Raw genomic sequence first — 15,779 nt, 5'->3', positions numbered from 1 at the left:
GTTAATACTTTTCATTTAAAAGGGTTTGTAGCTCATCAATTTGCTCTGGTGTTAACTTGATTTCTTTTAGTAATGACGTAATCAACTTAAATTCATGGTCGCCTTCACCGTCTGTACCAATCGAAAACTTAAATACTTTAGCTGCTTTAATTGGCTTAACAGGTTGAGCTGAGTCGACTGGCATAGGCGGCTCTGGAGGCAAGTGAAGCGTAAAATTTTCTCCACCATGTATAAACACCATTTGTTTGCTTTTTCCATCTTCGCTAACGGTTTGCACCACTTTATCGGAGAAGAGAAACACGCCATCATCACCTTTTGTACTAATTTTTGACAGCACCTCCTCTACTTTTTCTCTGGTTTCATCCGGTAAGTCAGCAAGCTTTTCAACTAACACGTCACTCGCCAGATCTTCCTTATCAAGCTTAATAACTCTCACATCGCTGTTGTGCCCTTCACTCACCATGACTTTTACATCATCATTAATTTGTTTAACTTTAATCACATGGTGTGCTTCTTTATCAGCTGCATAACTGCTGGCTGCGACAACAAGGCCCGCTGCGGCCAGTGCTTTAACTACTTTTTTATACTTAATGGTTGAAAACATGGTCTTCTCCTTATGGTGCGATTTATACACGCTAAAATAAAATGTCGACCTGTATATAGAAAAAGCCATGCCAAATATCTTTATATATATATTTCATAGGGTTAAAAATAATTTACTACTAGCTAGGTAATAAATATCCTGATATCGGGATATGGAAGGGCTGATATCAGGAGTATTCAGTAGGTGAAACCTAATAGATATAAAAGACATTAATTAGTTATCATAATTTCAAAGACTTACAAACCACTTGCGATTTAGCACTTTGGAATGCATCTTGTAATAAGGGTTTTAGAGACAGTTTAAAAATCTAATTGGGAGAAGGCGTGACGATTAAGCGTTATTTTATTCTGGGCATTTTGGCAATATTTCTTTTACTCGCAGTAAGCCAAACTTTGCTGGTCTTGCATTTCAAATCACAAGTCAGTGCTGATATTACTGAGCAATCAAAAGTGATCACTAAGCAACTGATTAGCAAAGCTCGAGAAGATATCAACCAAGTTATACATAAATTAGATGGGGACGCTCCGAAAGTCGTAGTTTTATCTGACACAGTGACAATTTCGAACACTTTAGAACGCCCACCCGCACCACCAAAACCTCAAGATAATTCCAAATTACCTGAGCCAAGCAAACCACCAATACCAACACAACCTGTAAAACCCGTTGTAACCATTAAAGCTGAATCACTCAAAGATGAAGTTAACTCTGTATTCTTTCATTTTGAAGATGACAAAAGTATCAGGAAGATTATCAGTACTGAACATAGCAGCCATACCCAAAGTCATAGCTTCGAACGCTTCACTTCGCTCATCCTCTGGAGTATCGCACTCTCGACGCTTATTGCCGTTGCTTTAATGCTGTATTTTGTTCATCGCCTCACCCAGCCAATTACTGCACTCAAGCAAGGCTTTAATGATTTATCTGGCGGTAACCTTGGTACTCAACTGCCAGCACAGGGCGTGGGTGAAATTGCAACCTGCATTGACAGCTTTAATGCCACCAGCACTAAGCTCGAACAACTAAACCAAGTTGAAAAACAATTACAACAACAAAAACAATTGGCGGAGCTCGGCGAGCTCAGTCGCGCAATTGCTCACTCTCTGAGAAACCCTTTACATACTTTGGGTCTCACACTTGAGCAATTTTGGCAAAGCCAAGACAGCCAACTAAAAAGCAGCTTAAAAACCATTGCCGAGAATAAAATTGCCCATTTGAATAAGAGCATCAGTGCCTTATTGCAGCTGAGTAATCAGCACTCTTCTAGAGCGCAAGCTGTGCCAATTTCGGCCGTTTTACAAGATATTCAACTCGAAGTAGGCCAACTTGATTTTGACCTTAATATTCAAGTAGCTGACAACTTGTCTATACAAGGTGCTGAATCGGAGATCCGCGCTATATTGCACACCCTGTTAGTTAACGCCATTGAGGCGCAGCAAGTCACTCAAAACACCCAGGCCATTGAGGTGAAAGCCTATTCAGAGCAAAACACGTTATTTGTAGAAGTTGAAGATCATGGTGGTGGCTTTGAAGCGCATATTCTTGCTCAGCTATTTGACCCTCATGTAAGCAGCAAAGCTGATGGCGCGGGCATGGGCTTGTATTTAGCTAAACGCTTAGCAGAACTTTACTATGAGGGTGATATAAAAGTTCAAAACACACACAATGGCGCACGTGTTACCTTACAGTTAGCGCAGTCATCGGTTGAAGAAGGAGCTGTTCATGACTAAACCACAGCCTATCTTGTTGGTTGAAGACGACCAAGCGCAAAATACCCTGATCAGCGCCATGTTAAGTGCTGCAAGCTACCAGGTTTATAGCGCTTTTAGCGTTGAAGATGCCATCGTCACCCTTAAAAATCACGCAGACATCGAACTCATTTTTACCGATTGGAAGCTAGGAAATCTGTCGGGCATGGACTTAATTAAATATGTGCGCGCACAACAAAAGCACATAGGCATTGTGGTCGCCACCGCTTATGGTTCAATTGAACATGCCGTTGAAGCCATCGAGCTCGGTGCAGATGACTACTTAAGTAAACCATTTCAGCGTCAAGAATTATTACTGGCACTGGCCAAAGCCAATAAAGCCAATCAGTTACGCCTTGCCAACCAGCAGCTCAGCTCACAAATAAGCGAGCAAAACCAGTTGGTCGATATCATTGGTCATGCTCCGTGTATGCAAAAAGTCTTTCAGCGTATAGAGCGAGTCAGTGCCACCAGCGCAACGGTTTTAATCAGCGGTGAAAGCGGCACAGGTAAGGAGCTTGCGGCGCGTGCACTTCATCAGCTTTCTAACCGCAGCAAGCAAGCATTTATCGCCATTAATTGCGGCGCTATTCCAGAAAACTTAGCCGAATCGGAACTATTTGGTGCACTCAAAGGTGCATACACAGGCGCAACGCAAGACAAACTTGGTAAATTTGCCGCGGCCAACAAGGGCACTATATTTTTAGATGAAGTGGCAGAACTGAGCCTTAATGTACAAACCAAACTACTGCGCTTATTACAAGAGGGTGTGGTGACGCCGGTAGGTGATACCAAAGAGCATAATATTGATGTCCGAGTACTTGCAGCAAGTCACAAAAACCTGCAGCAAATGGTACAAGATGGCTTATTCAGAGAAGACTTATACTACCGCTTGAATGTAGTGCCGCTGCACATGCCACCACTGCGAGAACGCCAGGAAGATATTCCACGATTAATCGAACACTTCTTAAAACGCTTTAGTCAGCAATATGGTATTGAAGCTCCTCAGCTAAGTAGCTCACTACTAAAACACCTTCTCAACTTTAACTGGCCCGGTAATGTACGTCAGCTCTCCAATACCCTTGAGCAATTTGTGCTTCTGCAGGATGAAACTGAACTTAAAGAAAACCTCACTAATACTACAAACAGCACACAAACCAATACACTGTTTACCTTGCCAAGTGAGGGGTTAAATTGGGATGAATTTGAAAAAGACTGCTTACAACAAGCCCTTAATAGAGAAGGCGGTAATAAAACCCAAGCAGCCAAACTATTGGGGATTAGCTACAAACAGTTTTTATATCGCCTTGAAAAGCATAACTTTTAATCCGGTATGGCCAACTCAACAATGTCACTGTTTCGGGCATGCTTGTGGGACCAAATAAACTGCGTATCTTTGATGTCTTGCAACCATGCCCCTGAGCCAAGTGACTGTAATTTTTTCGGTTCACTCTGCAGGCCCGATAAATAAAATAGCGCCATATGCTTATCAGATATGGCCATACCTTGCTGGTAGGCCCTAAGTCCATTCACTTTTACATCAGCAAATGGGCGTGAGAGTGCTCCGTTTTCAAGCTTATTGAGTCGATTATCTCGATCTATAAACCACAAGTTATTTTGCGTATCTAATTGTACGTCGTTAAATAAACCCGCGTGGACTGGTGTGACTTTTAAGGTATCTAAATTGACAGTGGCCACAACTTCTTGATAATCATGTTGATACTCAATCAGTGCGTGGTTATTAGGCAAGACTTGGTATAAATATTTCACCTTCATCGGTAAGTTAATAACCTCAAGCATCCCAGTTAAAGATAATGTCGCAAGCTGATCATTCATCACAAAAATCAAACGTTCGCCCGTCTCTAACCACTCAAGACCTCTGATCTGCTTTGCAGACTCAAATTGGCTCAACTGCTTAGGTGCAGCCGAGCTATTGCTGCTCACCCAAATTTGTAATGCTTCGGTGCGATTTGATACAAACGCAATGGCGTCAGAGTTTGGCGCAAAGCGAAAATAAGTTTCAACGCCTTTAGAAGAAAACAGCGGTGTTTGCTCGTCATCCGTTAAGCTTTGCAAAGTACCATCTTGTTTTGTGAGACCTCGCGTGGCGGCAATGGCATCACTTGAAATTGAAAAATCAGAGAGGTTGTTAGGTAAACTCATACGCTTGAGCACTGCTCCTTGATCTGTGATTGCAAATAATTGACCATTATTCTCGAGCAATAATTGAGCGTTGCTGGCCTCATAACTCAGCTTACTTCTAGAGAACACCGACAGCGCATCGTTAAAGTCGAGTGGCTGATTTTGTAATACTTCCCCTAATTCGTTCACCATGTATAACATCAGTTGGGCACTGCCCCGATGGCTGAGTATGGCGAGTTTATTTGAACCCAACGACGTAAACGACAACACATCCCCCTGTGCAAAGAAACTGTGTTTTTGTCCGGTTAGTAAATCAATTTTTGTAAGCTGCCTATGGGTTTGATCTGTACGCTCAATAAATAGAGCCGACTGTTCATTAAACCACGCAACTTGGCTAATGCGTTTATGCTCACAGCTACCGATTGGCTGGGTGTTGCTCAACTGCATTGTCCCATCTAATGTGAGCAACTCAAGCTGCCAACATTGCTCATGTGTTGGTGCAATACACGGGTTGCTTTGCGCCACTAAAATACGATTACTGTCTTTAGACCATGCGACATCATTGATGCGTTTTTGCAGCTGAGTAAGTGGTGTTTCTTGCTTGTTCTCGACATTTTGCAACCAAACTGTGCTTTCACAAAAGTCACTATAACGCTGAAATAGAAGGTGTTGGCCATTTGGAGCATATCTGGGCTGACCTGTGTGCGCATCGCTGGCTGTCATCACTGAGGTAATATGTGCGCGCTTGGGCTTCGAATTGTCTGTACGCACACTCAGTTGGTCAATCATTATCATCACCAAGACAAACATCACTGTGCATGCAATTACAGCGATAAGCCAAGCTTTTTGTTTGCTTTTTTGTGGCTTAGTTTGAGTAGCTTGATTGGGACTAACACTCGGTTGTAATGCATCAGGCTGCCTATTTTTATCAGCTGCAGCGACCTCTTCAAGTGCAGTCACTGGTGCCACCAAAGCATACCCTCGTCTCGGATATGTTTTTATAACGCGTTGTGCTTGGCTTGAATCTCCCAAACCTTTTCGTAACTGTGCAATGCAGCGTTGTAAGGTATTCGGTGACACAACCGTATCAGGCCATACATCATTCATTAGTTCATCGATGCTAACCAATTCACCTTGCTTTTGGAGTAAGCAACGCAGCACTTGCATCACCTTGTGCTGTTGCTTATGCACTTCACCTGCTCTCACTAAGGTTTGCTCAGTAAAATCGACTTCACACTCTAATATTTGATAACGCGTATTCATGGTTATGTACTGCTGCCTTGCTGCTATGAATTGGAAAATAGCTGATTTAAAGTCGATTAACCAGTCCCAGCTCAGACAAAAATCAGTGATAAATCAGCTTTTCACCCAGCCTTTATGCCTCACCTTGCTAACTTCAACTAAACCACTAAAACAAAAAGTAAGGCACTGAAAGTGAAGCTCTATTTAAAAATTTCAATACTATTATTTTGCGCCCTATGGGCAAATATAGGCAAAGCAAGTCAGTCTAGTTATTCACATAAAAAACTCACCGAAAAAGTACACGTAGTGACAAAACACTTTAAGGATATGGCCAATATTGGGGAGACAAATATTAGCTTTGGGGTCATCAAAGGCAAAGAAGGCTTGTTACTCATTAATAGCATGGTTGCGTGGGATGTGAGTAACTTTGTCGCTGAATTGAAAAAAATCTCTGACTTACCCGTTAAGTATGTACTCAATAATAATTACGATGGTAACAACACCGAACTTAATGCCTATTTCGCTGCAAAAGGGGCACAGATCATTTCGCACAAAGCCTTAAAATATAGCGATGTATTTACACAAAAATTGATTGATGATGGCTTTACCATGCAGTTCGGCGGGCAAACCATTACTGCACATCACAGTCAGGGTCATTCGTTTGGGCAAATAAATATCTATTTGAAAGAAGCAAATGTGTTATTTATGGCTGATAGTTTCCGCAGTGATTGGCTAACTGTATTTGGGCCTAAAGGCATAGATGGACACATCAGCGGCTTAAAACAAGCTTTGGCAATTACAGATGAAAATACCCTTATCGTTTCTGGCGTAGTACTTAAAGAAAAGCTATTTGCGGATATGTCAGATATTAAACACCAAATAAGCAGTTCCCAGTTATTTAAGTCATTAATTCAAAAACACACAAAAAAGGGCTTATCACCTGAACAAATTGCAACGCATCAAGACATAACGACTTTTTTTGAGACTTATTACCCTAAAAGAAAATATCACCAATGGTTCGTTCATAAAGTCAGACCTGCAGTAAACTTTCATGCAACCCCTCGTTTTGACGCGACAAACAAAGATAAGAATGCACTACTCGGTCAGTATGTATCAGACAATGGTAAGATTTTTGAAATTATCAAAGAAGGTGATGATTTTATCGCTCGCAGCACCAACCATTACATGTTACCCCTGAAGTGGACCCAAGCAGACACCTTACTAGTCACATCATCTGAGAGAGATGACAAGCTGCTCATCAAAAGAAACATTGATGAGGAAATAACTCACCTTAGACTGAGCTTAGATGACAACTGGAAAAAGAAATATATGGGCGCTTATGTGTGGACCAAACTATAAGCATGATCACACCTCAAAGCCAATAGCACAAAACAACGGCCTCTATTTAGGTTAAACCATTCACCCAAATCACGGCCCAGTATGTAACACAGCGTTTTATCATTAACGCTGTGTTATTACCCTCCACACAAAAAATAAACCATAAAATACTGATTTTAAATGATAAGTAAAACCCAGCTCAGTTAAAAATCAGTCATAAATCAGCTTTTCCCCCAGCCTTTTAGCGTGCTTCGTTTACTGTTGAGCCCATAATTCGAAGGAGCAAAGCATCATGTTAAAACCCATATTAATCTTATTTAGCCTGCTAACCGCACTTAGCGGTTATGCCAGCACATCGCACGATTACCAGATTCAATCTCTAGCACTCGCTAAAGTACAAAGCATTTCGGTGCATCTTCCCGATAATTACAACAACAAGAAGCCTTACCCTGTGGTTTATGTACTTAATACCCATGACTTTTACGCAGGTGATTTTAAGGGAGACTTTTTACACCGCATTCGCCAACTTGAAGGCTATCAACAGATCCCCGCGACGATTGTGGTATTTATCAATAACCCCAGTTGGTACTCAACCTTATTCAACCAAACTGAGGCGCTGTCACAATTTATCTCAGCAGAACTCACCCAGTTCGTTCAAAACAAATACCTCACCGAGCAAAGCCATCTTTTTGCACACTCCTATGGCGCAGCTTACCTGCTCAATCAAAGTCCACTTTTACAACAGTACTTTACCCATTTGCATGCGCTCTCAGTGGTGTTCCCTAATGTGGATTATGTACGGCAAACCGCGACTCAAATTGAACAGCTTGCTGACAGCCAAGGACAGGTTAATTTACTTCAAGAGCTAGGGCATCAAAGTGATACACAATTTCTCAACAAGGCAGCACAAAAAACAGCCGCTTTCAATCAGCGCCATATTGCTAATCAAAATCACCAATCGGTTGTGCCCATCGCCATCGCAGAGGCATTGCGAAGCGCCTACCCCGACTACGCGGTCACAGATTATTTAAAGCAGTTTGATCTCAACAAAGCCCAACTGACTGAGCGATACATCGCCATTCGCAAAAAGTACCTGCAAACAAGTAACGAGCAAGACCTACAAAGCTTTTACAGTGCCATGGCACAAAACAAAATGGAGTCAGCGCAGTTAGAGCTCGCTTTTTCATTGTGGCAAGACGCCTCACCACGCTTTAGACATTACTTTATTAACCGCTGGGCCGAGCGATATTTAGCACAAAATAAACCCGAACTTGCGCGCACTACTTGGCAGCAATTAACCAAGCTTTACCCGCATTCTTTGTTTGCATGGCACAAACTTTCAATGCTAGCAAAACAACAAGCAAACTCTGCAGAACATAAGCATGCGCTACAAGCATTAAAGCAAGCTGCCAGCACATTTTCAGAGCCTGATCAGCAACTGATGTTAGCTTTTACCACCAAGCATCACCAAGATTACCCCAAACTAAGTATCGCGATATTAAAGCGTATAACCGAACAAACCCCATCCAATAAAACAGCTTGGCAACAGTTAAGTGACTTGTATAAGCAACAGGGTAACACCTCACTCAGTGAACAAGCTCAATCACATCTCAAGGCACTTTAATTTTACTAAGGACATACTATGAAAATATTTGACCTCTTAAAATCACTCATCATGGCCGTTTTCATCGGCACAATGCATCATGCACAAGCGCGCATCACTTCTGAGCAGCCAATACATATTGCAAACACCATACAGTTTGACTCTAAAATACTGAATAAAGAGATCAGCATGAATCTCTATCTGCCGCAAATGCATGAACACCACAGTGATGACTTTCGCTACCCAATCATTTTCTTTAATGGTTCTCACGGTCATCAGTTTTTTCATATGACAACAGGGTTAGTTAAGCACTTAAGCAGTGTAAATCGCATGCCAGACAGCATTGTAGTGAGTTTAAACCAAGGCGGAGACTTTCCGGCTTTTGATACACAAGCCATGTGGCCTGTCGACGTGGTACGCAAAGGCAAAGGTGATCCAGAGCAATACCTAGATTTCCTTTCGCAAGAGCTCATTCCCTATTTGCAAACACACTATCGCGGTGCCAAACATACTAGCCTCGTCAGTGTTTCTGCCAATGCCGTATTTGGGCTATATGCGCTTACTCGCCGAGATGATGTGTTTAATGACTATATCTTTCATGCTACGGCTGACATGATTGGCATGCGATTAGACTTACCCAATGCCAAAACATTAATCGATGAAGTTGCAGAAGCGGTCGCTACACGCGGTAAAGAAAAAGGCATTGTGGTATTTGGTGAAGCCGATGACGACCTGATCTCTGATAAACGCTACGATAATAACTTAAATAAACTAAAACACACCGTTGCTTTTAAAGCGCAGCAAAACCACGCGCTCTATATCCATGCATACAAAAACGAGCGCCACTATGACGCATTAATAAAAACACTCCTCAGTAGTTTTGAAACCCTATACCCAGAAGCCTTGTGGGCCCCAAAATATAGGTCGCTTGTCACTCAACCAGGCAATGCGCTTGAGAACATAGAGCAGTACTATCAAGATCTAAGTAAAAGCTACTCTTTTCCAGTGCTGCCAACCCCTGAACGTTGGAACAGCGTAAACAGCTTACGCAGTATTGGCCGATATCTGTTACGCGAAGAGCGAACAGACGAAGCCGAACAAGTGATTTCGCGCTTACTTGAGTACATGCCTCAGCATATGGGCGCACACTTAATTTTGTCTGATATTTACTTAGCACAAAACAAACCAACACAGCGCAAAAAAATTCTCGAAAAAGGACTGCAGATCGCAACAAAAAGACAACACCCCTCTATTGCGCAGTTCAAAGAAGCATTGAAGCTTTAAAAGAAAAAATGCGCTGTTAAAGCGCATTTTTGTTTTCATTTACCAATTTTAATGCCTCGACATAACGGTATAGCCACAACCACATTTGTACTTGTAAGTTTGCCTGTGGATCTTCACTGCTCGGAATACTGTTCGTTGTGTAAGCAATGCTAGCCCCAAACTCTGGGAAACTTAAAACATAGGCATTTGCAGCATTGGCTGTAGTTCCACCATGATGCACCCCTTTGATTATCTGCTGCGGCTTACCGGGTATATACTGGCTCACATCCATGTCATGAATACGCCAGCCTAGCCCATAATTTTGCGGGTTAGCTTTACCATCAGGCAAAGTCACTGGTGTTGTTAATAGCGCTCTTGTGGCATCTGATAAATAGTCATCTTGTGTCATATACCAAGCCATATTCACCAAGTCGCTGGCGGTAGATTGATAGCCACCACCGCCAAATAAAAAGCTGCGGTCACGCTTTGCTGTGTCTCTTTGACGAACATTATTGTCAGGCTCATTAAGTTTTACTGGCGCATAATAAACGGCTTCTTTTCCACTATTTGCTAAACTTGAATCAAACAAGGTATGTTGCATATTTAATGGCGCAAACACTTCTTGGCGCATGAGTTGTAAGTAAGGGGTATTTGCCGCTTTAGCCAGTACATCTGACAATAAAATGTAGCCACTTGAGCTATATTGAAAGTCACTTCCGGCTTTAAAAGCCAGAGGCTCATGTGCAAAGACATCAAACGCTTGCTGTGGCAACCAATGATCACGGACAGACTCAAACTCACGCTCTACTCTTGCTTTGTTATAGTGCACAATACCAGCTGTGTGTGACGCAAGTTGGTAACTCGTCAGCGCCTGCCAGTCGTTTTGATACGAACCATATTGATCAATGGGCGCATGCAGTGCTAGCTTATTTTGTTCAATTAAACGAGCCATAGCTAAGCTGGTCATAGATTTTGCAATACTGCCGACAGAGTATGGCGTTTGAATAGTCGCTGCTCTGCCTGATTCAATATCTGCCAGACCCACAGCTTGATTAAATACCGTTTGCCCCTCAATGCTGACAGCTATCACCAAAGAAGGCAGGTTAAATGATTGCTGCCATGCATTAAGTGCTTCGTTAAGCTCTGCATTGACCGTTTTAAACTGGCTTGTGTGCACACTGGCGTGCTCGCCTTCACTCTTAGCTAAAGTGAAAAAAGATGTACTACTTAATACGATTGCAGCTGCGGTAAGTTGTGTTGTTTTGGTCATGTTGGTCACTCCTATGTGGCTATGGCATCAGTTTAGGGGGTGACTCAACCTTTGTGTGCAAAACATGTCGAGCGGCTGTATAGCTGGGCGAGCGGCAAGCGCCAAAAACATAACCACTCAACCAGATATCACACCTTTTAAATGTATGGTGACCCTAACCTCTTTTTTACTAACAAACCGAATTAGATTGGCGTACTATTTTTATTCTCTTATTCAGTTTGATTAAACCAATGAAAATAATTAAAAGGTCTGGGTTTTCATTTTTCTTATTACAAGCAATTGGCTGGGCCCCAGTGTTGCTTGTTATGACTGTCATGTTTGGTGATACACCCTTGATTAGTAAATATTCGGTGACCTTTGGGCTCAGTGTGACCACTTTAGGCGTACTTATGAGCTTTTTATTGAGACTGCTTTATCAATGGATAATGTTAAAAACAAAATCTGTATTTCTCTGGGTAGTTTGCCTTTTTTTGCTCAGTTTTGCCGGTGCATTCTCTGCAACTCAATTACATATGCTGGCATGGCAAGGTATAGATAGACTCATTGGAGGCGTTTCAGTGCTTTATACCAGCCAGCCCAGTGTCAGTATTACCCTTGTACTGTTTGTTATTTTACTTATGTGGAGCTGTTTATATTGGGCCATTAGTCGCCAGTCAACCATGTATATGCTCGAACAACAAAACCAGGTAATGGCATTGAAAACCAAAGAAGCACAGTTTAACGCTTTACTCGATCAACTTAGCCCACATTTTATGTTTAACGCCATCAATAACATTCGTGCCATGGTACTGATAGATAATAATAAAGCTCGCGATATGCTAATGGCATTTGCTGATTTAATGCGTTATCAGCTCACGGATCAAAACGCAGGTATCGTCACACTTGAGCAAGAGCTAGAGTTTGTTGAAGACTTTGTAGCACTGCACCAACTGCAATTAGGTCGTCGCCTAACTTTTAAAAAAGACATCGACCCGCGCTACCTAACTCAATCAATGCCAAAAATGGCATTGCAATTGTTGGTTGAAAACGCCATAAAACATGCGTTTGGTAAACAAGCAGTCTCAGGTGAACTCCATCTTTCTGTCGCCGCGCTCAATAGCAAGCAATGGCATATTTCTTTGACGCATCCAGGCAAGATATTGAGTCAAGATGAGCAAAGTACGGGTTTGGGAATCGAAAACTTAAAAGCCAGACTCGCCATGTTCAGCGCACAACAAATTACATTTACTCTGCAAACAGCTGATGACAAAGTGCAAGCAAAGTTGTGCTTTGGCACAAAAGAATAACGAGGACAAGCCATGCCGAAAATTAATACCGTAATCGTTGAAGATTCAGATCTTGCTCGGTTTGAACTTAAGGCATTACTGGGCGAGTTTGATGACATCAATGTACTTGGAGAAGCCGCTGACATTGAGGAAGCTAAAGCACTCATTGAACATCTCGACCCTGACTTGGTGTTTATGGATATCGACCTGCCTGGCGGCACTGCATTCGATATTTTATCGGCCCTCAGCGTCGTGCCCAAACTGATTTTTACCACGGCATTTGACCAGTTCGCACTCCAAGCTTTTGAACACAATACGGTTGATTACTTACTGAAACCAATCAAGCACACCCGGTTACAAAAAGCGCTCGCAAAACTCAACATTACTCAGCACAGTGAAGGTCATAAAGAGGCCTCCCACTTAACCAAACCGCTAGATATGGCTCAGTCATTTTTTGTTAAAGACTCTGAAAAATGCCACCTTATTCAGGTAAAAGACGTCAGCTATATCGAAGCCTTGGGCAATTATAGCCGTATTCATTATGATGGTAAGGTAGTAACGCATAGCGCGTCTCTATCCAGTATCGAGAATAAGCTTGATGGTAATTACTTCTTTAAGATCAGCCGTAGTTGTATTGTACAACTGAGCTGTATTACTCATATTGAGCCGTGGGTAACAGGCGGTTATCAAATCACTCTTAACGACGGCGCTGTGCTCGAAGTCTCTCGACGACAAGCCGCTAAGTTCAAGCAGCAGCTTTTACTTTAAGCATGAACTTATGGAGCAAAAATAAGGTATAAGTAAATAACTACTCTTTTTCTTAAAGTCGCTTTAGGTTTTTAAAATGGATTCAGTCACGCAAATTTTACTAGGTAGTGCCGTGGGCTACGCCACCTTAGGCAACAAACTTGGTCGTAAGTCGTTACTTGTAGGCGCGGCATTTGGTACTCTGCCCGACTTAGACGTACTAATAAACTTCGGTGGTGACGTCGAAAACTTTGTCTATCACCGCAGTTTTAGTCACTCCTTAATTATTCAATTACTGTTGAGCCCATTCATAGCCTGGCTCGTTGCAAAAATGCACTGGGCAAAATCTGTGTCGCTGACACGCTGGTCTGTTGCCATATTTTTAATCATGAGCACCCATGCCCTGCTCGATACTTTTACAGTATATGGCACGCAGCTGCTTTGGCCTCTGAGCAATTATCCGTTTGGTATTTCCAGTGTGTTTATCATCGACCCCATGTATAGCCTGCCTTTACTGTTTGCATTTGTCGCTCTGTGCTTTGCTCGTACAAAACCCTATGCAAGTAAAATTAACACTACCGCACTGGTATTGAGCTCGCTCTATCTGACTTGGAGCCTGAGTGCCAAATGGTTTATAGACAGCAAAATACTAGAGGCATTAGATAAGCAAGCCATTACTTTTAAACAAGTCGAAAGCACCCCTTCACCATTTAATACTTTGCTTTGGCGCGCCGTGGCTACCACAGAACAAGGGCACTACGAAATATACGCATCAGTCTTTGATTCCGTTGATGAGATTGATATCCGTTTTTACAAAACTGAAAATCATATCCTTACAGGTTTAGAAGACCAACGTATTGCTTTGCTACAGAACTTTACCAAGGGCTTATATGGGGTTTATCAACAAGAGCAAAGCTACGTTTTTAGTGATTTAAGAATGGGCTTAGAAGGCTTTTATGTGTTTTCTTTCGAGATAGCCAAACCGTTTGAGAACAACATCGAACTCAGCGATTTCAGACAGCTACAAAATCGTCCTCCACTTAATCGAGCAAGCCTAGTGTTCGATAGGATCACCAATCCAAATATCGATTTATCACAAATTAAAACTGAGTAAAAAAATATAAAACAATAAAAAATTATCGAAAAACGATAACTTTTTATTGTTTTTAAGATTTAACACGTTTATGCTTTACCTGTAACAGTGACTTATTAAGGATAAAACATGAACGCATTCAAAAAGTATATGGCCCGAGAGCGAAAGCAATTAAAAAGTTCAATCTTCCTAGTAACAATTTGGAGTTTTCTCGGCCTGCTCTCAATTGCTTTTTTGATCACTGGTCTAGAGCCACAAGATAACCTATATGTTGAAGTCAGAAATGCTCTTCAGCTAGGTGCAGATGGGTTAGTAGCACTTGGACTGCTACTAGTGTTTTCTAAATTACTCAAAAGTTATGAGCAGGGTCAGCAAGTATTTAATGCTATCAGCTTACAAACCAACTTACTCATCGCCAGAGTTATCTTACTTTATGCACTTATCGCTAAGCCTTTACTGAGCATCATACTTGAAATGATTTATTTCGATGTAGCAATCAGCTTAATGGATTACTTTGCTAATGTTGAGATCGTACTCGCCACCGCCGGATACATACTGCATGTATTTTGTGCCAACAATAAGGTCGCTAAAGATCTCGAAGAAGAACAAGAGTTAACGATTTAATTATGGCTATCATCATCAATTTAGACGTTATGCTCGCAAAACGAAAAATGAAATCTAGCGAGCTCGCCGAACGAGTCGGCATTACGCCGCAAAACCTCAGCGTGCTAAAAAGTGGCAAAGCCAAAGCCATTCGCTTTAGCACACTAGAGGCTATTTGTGATGCACTGGACTGTCAGCCTGGTGATTTGATTGAATTTCAAAAGGACAATAACGATGAAAATTAATACTGAATTTAACTATCAAGATAATATCATTGCCATTGAAGCAAACATGTTTGGCAAAGAGGTTATTTATCTGAATGGCGAAAAGGTATCTGAGCAAAGGAACATCTCATCAAATGGTCGCCACTTAATTCAAGTTGATGAAGAACAACTAGAGATAAGATTCAAAGTTGTCTCCCAGCTAACTGGCCCATTAATTATTGAGTTAAGTAATGAACAAGGACTAATTGAATCGAAAACCGTTGACCTAATGTACGAGCTTGAACAGCAACAACTCAATGATGGCATTCGATTCACACCAGAAGAATATAACTGGAAAGATGAAATTGAGTTTCCTTCGCAATTGATGTTTTATACGCTCTTTATTGCCCCGGTTATCCTTTGCCAAATTCTAGAAAAGTCACCCATAGAGGCAACTTGGCCAGATCAGGTGACACTTTATGGGTGTATCGGTCTGGCAGTTGTCGCCTGCACAGAGATTGTCTATCGGCTTTCAAAACAATTTAAGCGTTTAAATACTGCCGAGCAGTAATAAAATGAGTGATGCGAAAACTTGCTTCGCATCACTTCTTTGCTCATATCATTTTCCTATTTTATTGCTATTCTTTTTGAACTTGTTAGT

At 41.8% G+C, this 15,779-nt stretch carries 14 protein-coding genes; 11 read left to right on the top strand and 3 right to left on the bottom strand.

Annotation, left to right across the window (positions count from 1 at the left end; translation table 11 throughout):
* Nucleotide 1: 1 nt before the first annotated feature.
* Nucleotides 2-604, bottom strand: a complete 603-nt coding sequence (locus ACGHEH_RS19370; protein WP_390448759.1) for a hypothetical protein — start codon at nt 602-604, stop codon at nt 2-4.
* Between the two features lie 323 nt (nt 605-927).
* Between ACGHEH_RS19370 and ACGHEH_RS19365 the strand changes: the two genes are divergently transcribed.
* Both ACGHEH_RS19365 and ACGHEH_RS19360 read left to right on the top strand, forming a co-directional pair.
* Complete coding sequence (locus tag ACGHEH_RS19365) at nt 928-2,331, top strand: ATP-binding protein (RefSeq protein ID WP_390448756.1); 1,404 nt, start codon at nt 928-930, stop codon at nt 2,329-2,331.
* Nucleotides 2,324-3,676 (top strand): sigma-54-dependent transcriptional regulator, encoded by a 1,353-nt coding sequence (locus ACGHEH_RS19360; RefSeq protein ID WP_390448754.1) that lies wholly within the window; start codon nt 2,324-2,326, stop codon nt 3,674-3,676. Before ACGHEH_RS19365 ends, ACGHEH_RS19360 begins: the two co-directional genes overlap by 8 nt.
* On the opposite strand, the gene ACGHEH_RS19355 is transcribed toward ACGHEH_RS19360, so the two are convergent.
* Complete coding sequence (locus tag ACGHEH_RS19355) at nt 3,673-5,754, bottom strand: winged helix-turn-helix domain-containing protein (RefSeq protein WP_390448751.1); 2,082 nt, start codon at nt 5,752-5,754, stop codon at nt 3,673-3,675. The genes ACGHEH_RS19360 and ACGHEH_RS19355 overlap by 4 nt on opposite strands.
* A gap of 171 nt (nt 5,755-5,925) precedes the next feature.
* Between ACGHEH_RS19355 and ACGHEH_RS19350 the strand changes: the two genes are divergently transcribed.
* From ACGHEH_RS19350 to ACGHEH_RS19340, 3 genes are all read left to right on the top strand, one after another.
* Nucleotides 5,926-7,092, top strand: coding sequence for a hypothetical protein (locus ACGHEH_RS19350; protein ID WP_390448747.1), 1,167 nt, complete (start codon nt 5,926-5,928; stop codon nt 7,090-7,092).
* A 271-nt stretch (nt 7,093-7,363) separates the two neighbouring features.
* The gene (locus ACGHEH_RS19345; protein WP_390448745.1) at nt 7,364-8,695 is read left to right on the top strand and encodes an alpha/beta hydrolase-fold protein; all 1,332 of its coding nucleotides are present in this window, start codon (nt 7,364-7,366) and stop codon (nt 8,693-8,695) included.
* A gap of 18 nt (nt 8,696-8,713) precedes the next feature.
* A complete protein-coding gene (locus ACGHEH_RS19340) occupies nt 8,714-9,958 on the top strand; it encodes an alpha/beta hydrolase-fold protein (protein WP_390448742.1) in 1,245 nt (414 codons plus the stop codon).
* A 16-nt stretch (nt 9,959-9,974) separates the two neighbouring features.
* Here ACGHEH_RS19340 and ACGHEH_RS19335 read toward each other — a convergent pair whose 3' ends face one another.
* Nucleotides 9,975-11,207, bottom strand: coding sequence for a serine hydrolase (locus tag ACGHEH_RS19335; RefSeq protein ID WP_138565853.1), 1,233 nt, complete (start codon nt 11,205-11,207; stop codon nt 9,975-9,977).
* A gap of 230 nt (nt 11,208-11,437) precedes the next feature.
* Between ACGHEH_RS19335 and ACGHEH_RS19330 the strand changes: the two genes are divergently transcribed.
* From ACGHEH_RS19330 to ACGHEH_RS19305, 6 genes are all read left to right on the top strand, one after another.
* Entirely contained in the window at nt 11,438-12,493 is a 1,056-nt protein-coding gene (locus ACGHEH_RS19330; RefSeq protein WP_390448739.1) for a sensor histidine kinase, read from the top strand.
* Between the two features lie 12 nt (nt 12,494-12,505).
* A complete protein-coding gene (locus tag ACGHEH_RS19325) occupies nt 12,506-13,240 on the top strand; it encodes a LytR/AlgR family response regulator transcription factor (protein WP_390448736.1) in 735 nt (244 codons plus the stop codon).
* 76 nt (nt 13,241-13,316) lie between these two features.
* Nucleotides 13,317-14,333 (top strand): metal-dependent hydrolase, encoded by a 1,017-nt coding sequence (locus tag ACGHEH_RS19320; protein WP_390448733.1) that lies wholly within the window; start codon nt 13,317-13,319, stop codon nt 14,331-14,333.
* Nucleotides 14,334-14,441: 108 nt separating this feature from the next.
* Nucleotides 14,442-14,936, top strand: coding sequence for a hypothetical protein (locus tag ACGHEH_RS19315; RefSeq protein ID WP_390448730.1), 495 nt, complete (start codon nt 14,442-14,444; stop codon nt 14,934-14,936).
* A 2-nt stretch (nt 14,937-14,938) separates the two neighbouring features.
* Nucleotides 14,939-15,160, top strand: a complete 222-nt coding sequence (locus ACGHEH_RS19310) for a helix-turn-helix domain-containing protein (RefSeq protein WP_390448727.1) — start codon at nt 14,939-14,941, stop codon at nt 15,158-15,160.
* Nucleotides 15,150-15,689 (top strand): hypothetical protein, encoded by a 540-nt coding sequence (locus ACGHEH_RS19305; RefSeq protein ID WP_390448724.1) that lies wholly within the window; start codon nt 15,150-15,152, stop codon nt 15,687-15,689. Before ACGHEH_RS19310 ends, ACGHEH_RS19305 begins: the two co-directional genes overlap by 11 nt.
* Nucleotides 15,690-15,779: the final 90 nt, after the last annotated feature.

Origin of the sequence: Pseudoalteromonas sp. MTN2-4 (genome assembly GCF_042848605.1) — a bacterium.
Taxonomy (GTDB): Bacteria; Pseudomonadota; Gammaproteobacteria; order Enterobacterales; family Alteromonadaceae; genus Pseudoalteromonas.
The sequence above is the reverse complement of the archived record's forward strand: the minus strand, read 5'-3'. Positions and strand labels throughout refer to the sequence as shown.

Coding starts and splice junctions, on each gene's coding strand:
- ACGHEH_RS19315 (WP_390448730.1), top strand. CDS start 14,442: ATGAACGCATTCAAAAAGTATATGGCCCGAGAGCGAAAGCAATTAAAA.
- ACGHEH_RS19355 (WP_390448751.1), bottom strand. CDS start 5,754: ATGAATACGCGTTATCAAATATTAGAGTGTGAAGTCGATTTTACTGAG.
- ACGHEH_RS19345 (WP_390448745.1), top strand. CDS start 7,364: ATGTTAAAACCCATATTAATCTTATTTAGCCTGCTAACCGCACTTAGC.
- ACGHEH_RS19360 (WP_390448754.1), top strand. CDS start 2,324: ATGACTAAACCACAGCCTATCTTGTTGGTTGAAGACGACCAAGCGCAA.
- ACGHEH_RS19370 (WP_390448759.1), bottom strand. CDS start 604: ATGTTTTCAACCATTAAGTATAAAAAAGTAGTTAAAGCACTGGCCGCA.
- ACGHEH_RS19310 (WP_390448727.1), top strand. CDS start 14,939: ATGGCTATCATCATCAATTTAGACGTTATGCTCGCAAAACGAAAAATG.
- ACGHEH_RS19325 (WP_390448736.1), top strand. CDS start 12,506: ATGCCGAAAATTAATACCGTAATCGTTGAAGATTCAGATCTTGCTCGG.
- ACGHEH_RS19320 (WP_390448733.1), top strand. CDS start 13,317: ATGGATTCAGTCACGCAAATTTTACTAGGTAGTGCCGTGGGCTACGCC.
- ACGHEH_RS19305 (WP_390448724.1), top strand. CDS start 15,150: ATGAAAATTAATACTGAATTTAACTATCAAGATAATATCATTGCCATT.
- ACGHEH_RS19330 (WP_390448739.1), top strand. CDS start 11,438: ATGAAAATAATTAAAAGGTCTGGGTTTTCATTTTTCTTATTACAAGCA.
- ACGHEH_RS19335 (WP_138565853.1), bottom strand. CDS start 11,207: ATGACCAAAACAACACAACTTACCGCAGCTGCAATCGTATTAAGTAGT.
- ACGHEH_RS19340 (WP_390448742.1), top strand. CDS start 8,714: ATGAAAATATTTGACCTCTTAAAATCACTCATCATGGCCGTTTTCATC.